Below are 5,549 nucleotides of genomic sequence, written 5' to 3'. Positions count from 1 at the left end.
CTATTAGACTTCTCCAAAAATGAAAAATAAAATCAATTATTATCCATAAATTATCAATTAATTCCCCCTGTTCCCTGTTCCCTGTTTCCTATTTCATCTCTCAACTAGGAAATTACTAATAGCAAAACTACTTAATTGTATTCAGTACCTCATTAGAAATAAACTTAACTTTGACTATAATCCATCAACGCTTAAAAATAATTGAATTATGAACAACAACGAAATTACAATCCTGATAGTAGATGATCAGCCTGGGACTTTATATGTTATTTCTCATATTATCACTCAGAAAGGATATAATGTTATCCAGGTAAATTCTGGTAAAGAAGCATTAAAATCTGCAAATACTTATACAGTAGATTTAATCTTAATGGATGTAATGATGCCAGAAATGAATGGTTATCAAGTATGTAGGCAGTTAAAAGCTAATCCGAAAACTGCTAATATACCAGTGATTTTTCTAAGTGCTTTATCGGGTACTGATGAAAAAGTAAAAGGATTTGCCGCTGGAGGCATAGATTATATTAATAAGCCAGTTCATGCTGGAGAATTATTAGCAAGAATAGAAAATCAAATCACAATTAAAAAACTGCATCTAAAATTAGAAGAAAAAAATCAGCAACTACAGCAGGAAATAGAAATTAAGAAACAGACAGAAAAAAATTTATGGGCAATTATTAGTAATATGTCAGAAGGTCTGATGATTATTGATAGAGAAGGTAAAATAGTTTTTGTGAATCAGGCAACAGAATTATTATGGCAAAAATCGGCAGCAGATTTAATCGGTGAAGAGATTGGTTTGCCCTTGATAAATGGCAATGAAACGGAAATATATGTTCGACAAAAATTAGGAAGATTAATATTTCTAGAAACGCGGATAGGAGAAATAATTTGGGAAAATAAAATAGCTTATTTGCTAACAATGAAAGATGTCACAGAAAGTCATTACCAACAAGAACGTTTAAAATTATTAGAAAGAGCAATATTTACGGCACCTCAAGGAATAGTAATTTGTTATGTAGGTTCAGATAATCAACCGATAATATATATTAATTCAGGTTTTGAAAAAATTACGGGTTACTCAGAAGTGGAAGTTATTGGCAGAAATTATCCTTTTTTAGAATATGCCGATACAAATCAACCAGAAATACAGAAAATTAGAGAGGCGATCGCTGCGGGGGAAAAATGTCAAGTAGTATTAGAAAATCTGCGCAAAGATGGTAGTAAATTTTGGAATGAAATCACAATTTCTCCAGTATATGATGATTGGGGGAACTTAACTCACTATATAGCTGTACAGGTGGATGTGACTAATCGCGTAGATGCAGAAATGAAGCTTTATGCAGCCAAAGTTTCCGTAGAGAAACAAATGCAACAAGCATTATTGCTTAGAGAAATTACTGACAAAATTCGCTCTGACTTGGAACCAGCGCAAGTATATGAAACAGCAGCAATTCAAATAGCAAAAGTTCTAAATGTAGATCGTTGCTTGATTCATACTTATACAGAATTTCCTATACCAAGAATTCCGATAGTTGCTCATTATCAAAGTTCCAATCTATATTCAATCTCTGATTTGGAAATACCTATATTAGATAACGATCATGCTGAGTTAATGTTGTCACAAGATTCGGCGATCGCTACTGATGATGTTTATGCTGAACCTTTGCTTAAAGCAGCTCTGGCTTTCTGTGAGGAACTTCATCTTAAGTCAATGATGGCAATTAGAACTTCCTATCAGGGTAAAACTAATGGAGCGATCGGTTTGCATCAATGTAGTTATATGCGTCATTGGACGACAGAAGAAAAAGAGTTATTAGAAGCAGTGGCAGCTCAACTAGGTATTGCTATTGCTCAAGCACATCTTCTGGCGCAGGAAAAACAACAACTACAAGAATTAGGGGAGCAAAATCAACTGTTGCAGCAAGAAATCCAAATTAGAAGACAGGTAGAAGAATCACTCAAAAAAAGTGAGGAACGTTGGCAGTTAGTATTAAAAGGTAATAATGAGGGGATTTTTGACTGGAATATTAAAACTAATGACGCGTTTATTTCACCAAGGTTAAAGGCAATATGGGGGTATAAAGGATATCAAATTCAATCCCACTATGATGAATGGTGCAGTCGTATTCATCCAGATGATTATAATAGGGTAATCAATTTTTTAGATGATTACCTCAAGCAAAAGTATTCACAATTTAGTATTGAATACCGCACAGTTTGTAAAGATGGTAGATATAAATGGATTTCTGCTCATGGACAAGCTCTTTGGGATGACACTGGTATTCCAGAGAGAATGGTAATTTCTCATCAGGATATTAGCGATCGTAAAAAGATAGAAGAAGCTTTAAGAAAAAGTGAAGTTCGTTATCGGGAGTTGGTAGAGTCACAGGATAGTGTACTGGTTTGTAGATGGAGATCGGATGGTAAGCTCACATTTGTTAACCAATACTACTGTGAATTTTTTGGTAAATCTTCCAGTGAATTATTAGGGAGTAAATTTTTCCCATTCATACAGGATGAAGTAAGTCAGGAGCAGATTAAATCAATAAGTCCAAAAACTTTAGAAATTTACATGAAATCTGCTTCAGGAGAACTACGATGGTTGAGTTGGACAAATCAACCAGTTATAGATCGAAATCGAAATTTTATTGAATTTCAATCTTTTGGCATTGATATTACAGAGCAAAAACAACGGGAAGATGCTCTACGTTTGATTGTTGAACGAACTGCAAATCATACAGGTAATGATTTTTTCCATGCTTGTGTTGAGAATATAGCTCAAGTTTTACAAGTTCGTTATGTTTGCGTTACTGAATCAAAGGAACCAGAGGATATCTTGGAAATGAGAGCATTTTGGAATGGTTCAGAAGTACAAAGTCAAATTGTATATTCCTCGCTATATACTCCCTGTGAGAGAGTATTAAAGGGAGAAATTTGTCGTTATCCAGACTCCCTACAACAAATTTTCCCTCAAGATGCTTGGTTAGTTGAATTTGGCATAGAAAGTTATTGGGGTATGCCTTTATATAATTCCCAAGGTAAAGTTATTGGTTTGTTAGTAGTGATGGATGTCTTACCAATGAGTCTTAGTTCTTCTCAAGAGTTAATTTTGAAAGTTTTTGCGACACGAATAGGAGCAGAATTAGAACGTTTACAAGGAGAGGAAAAACTTAAAGCTTCCCAGCAAAGGCTTTCATTCCTGTTAGAAAATACTCCAGTTGGAGTAATTGAATGGAATAATGAGTGGGAAATTGTTGCTTGGAATCATACTGCAGAATTAATTTTTGGCTACTCTTCTAGGGAGATAATAGGTAAGAAAGGATTAGAATTAATAGTTCCTGAAAATAGTAACGCTCTGGCGAAAAGGATAATTGAAATGCCTTTAGGTGGCAACTATATGATTACTGAAAACTTAACTAAAACAGGTAAAACTATTGTCTGTGATTGGTATAATACACCTCTGTTAAACCCAGACGGAATAATTATTGGATTTGCTTCTATTGTCATTGATATTACTGAGCGTCAGCAGCAAAATTTATTAGAAAATGCACAAAATACTGCCCTAAAAATGGTAGCTCAAGGTAAATCATTGCATAATATTTTACTGGAATTAACAACTCAAAGTGACAAAATATTACCATTACTAAATTCTGCAATTTTATTACTAGAAGAAAATGGTGAATATTTACATCCTTTTGTGGCACCTAATGTTCCTCAAGTTTGGCTTCAAGGTATAGAGTCAATACCTTGGAAAAATCTTTGTTCTTTTGGTAAAGTAATTAATCTTCATCAACGGGTAATTATTGAGGATATGGTTAATTACCCTCAATGCGCAAGTCTAAAGCAGCAAGTTTTATCTGCTGGTTTACATTCTTGTTGGTTGGAACCAATTTTATCTGGTGGAGAAGAGCAAGTTTTAGGTATTTTTGTGATGTATTTTAGCAAGAAGCAATTGCCAGAAACAAGAGATTTAGAAATACTTGCATCTTTAGCAAGATTAACTGGTTTAATTATTGAACATAAACAAGCAGAAATTGAACTGAAAAATGCTAAAGAAGCTGCAGAAACTGCTAACTTTGCTAAGACTAATTTTCTGGCTTCTATGAGTCACGAGTTGCGTACTCCTTTAAATGCAATTTTAGGTTTTAGTCAATTATTGGCGCGTGATGATTCTTTAAATGAGGATCAAATTGAGCAAATAGAAATTATTAATCATAGTGGGGAGCATTTGCTAAATTTGATTAATGATATTTTATCTATGTCTAAAATTGAAGCTGGTAAAGTTACACTCAAAGAAGATTTATTTGATTTATACGATTTTCTGCAACATCTGCAAGATATGCTGAATTTAAAAGCAAGTGAAAAAGGTTTAGAGCTATTATTTGAATTAGCAGATGACCTACCTCAAATTATTACTGCTGATGAAGGAAAATTGCGTCAAATTCTGATTAATATTATAGGTAATGGTATTAAGTTTACATCTCAAGGAAAAGTTAGTTTATCAGTATGTAATGGTGATTCTTTAGGCAAGATTAAATTTGCTATTACAGATACTGGAGCAGGAATTGAAGAGTCAGAAATAGATGCTTTGTTTGAGCCTTTTGTGCAAACTACTACAGGTAGAAAATCAATAGAAGGAACAGGTTTAGGTTTACCTATTAGTCGTGAATTTATTCAGTTAATGGGAGGTGAAATATCTGTTAGTAGTCAAGTCGGAAAAGGTACAACTTTTACCTTTGAAATTATTGCCAAAATTCCTGAAGAATTAAGAGAAATACTAGAAAGAGAAACATCATCCAATCGACAAAAAATAATAGGCTTAGAAACTAATCAACCTAGTTATCGAATTTTAGTAGTTGAAGATGTCAAAGAAAACAGTCAATTATTATTAGAATTACTTAAACCTTTAGGATTTCAACTTCAGGTTGCTGAGAATGGTGAAGAAGCTATATCTATGTGGGAAACTTGGCAACCACATTTAATTTTTATGGATATTGTTATGCCTGTTATGGATGGTTATGAAGCAACTAAAATTATTAAGCAAACAACCTTGGGTAAAGCCACTACTATTATTGCTTTAACGGCCAATGTTTTTGATGAAAATCGTGATGCTATTTTGGCTGCTGGTTGTGATGATTTTATTGCTAAACCTTTTTCAGTAAATCTATTACTAGAAAAGTTAGATAATCATTTGGGAAGAAATTATTTGTCTGAAAATTCCTCATCAAATTCTATTGCTGTAAAACCTAAAACAAAACTTACAAAAAAATCTTTAAGCATAATGTCTGATGAATGGTTAGAACAATTACATTTTGCTGCATTATCTATGAATGAGCATCATATCAATGAGCTAATTCAGCAAATTCCTCAAACAGAGGTTAAACTAATTAACGGCTTAAAAAATTTAGTAGAAAATTTTCGTTTAGATGTTATCCTTGAGTTGATAGAAAGTGAGGCATAAATGAATCAAAAAAAAGGTAGTGCTGTACCAGTAGTCAGACTTGGAGAAAAGGTAAACGAGGGCATTAAACTATTATGCCTAAAAG

Annotated in this window: 1 protein-coding gene; it reads left to right on the top strand. The window is 33.2% G+C overall.

The window, feature by feature from the left end; all coding sequences use genetic code 11:
• The first annotated feature begins 208 nt into the window (after positions 1-208).
• Entirely contained in the window at positions 209-5,464 is a 5,256-nt protein-coding gene (locus AFK68_RS12905) for a PAS domain S-box protein (protein WP_094673168.1), read from the top strand.
• Positions 5,465-5,549: the final 85 nt, after the last annotated feature.

It is taken from the genome of Hydrocoleum sp. CS-953, assembly GCF_002260545.1.
Classification (GTDB): Bacteria; Cyanobacteriota; Cyanobacteriia; order Cyanobacteriales; family Microcoleaceae; genus Trichodesmium.
The sequence above is the reverse complement of the archived record's forward strand: the minus strand, read 5'-3'. Positions and strand labels throughout refer to the sequence as shown.

Coding starts and splice junctions, on each gene's coding strand:
- AFK68_RS12905 (WP_094673168.1), top strand. CDS start 209: ATGAACAACAACGAAATTACAATCCTGATAGTAGATGATCAGCCTGGG.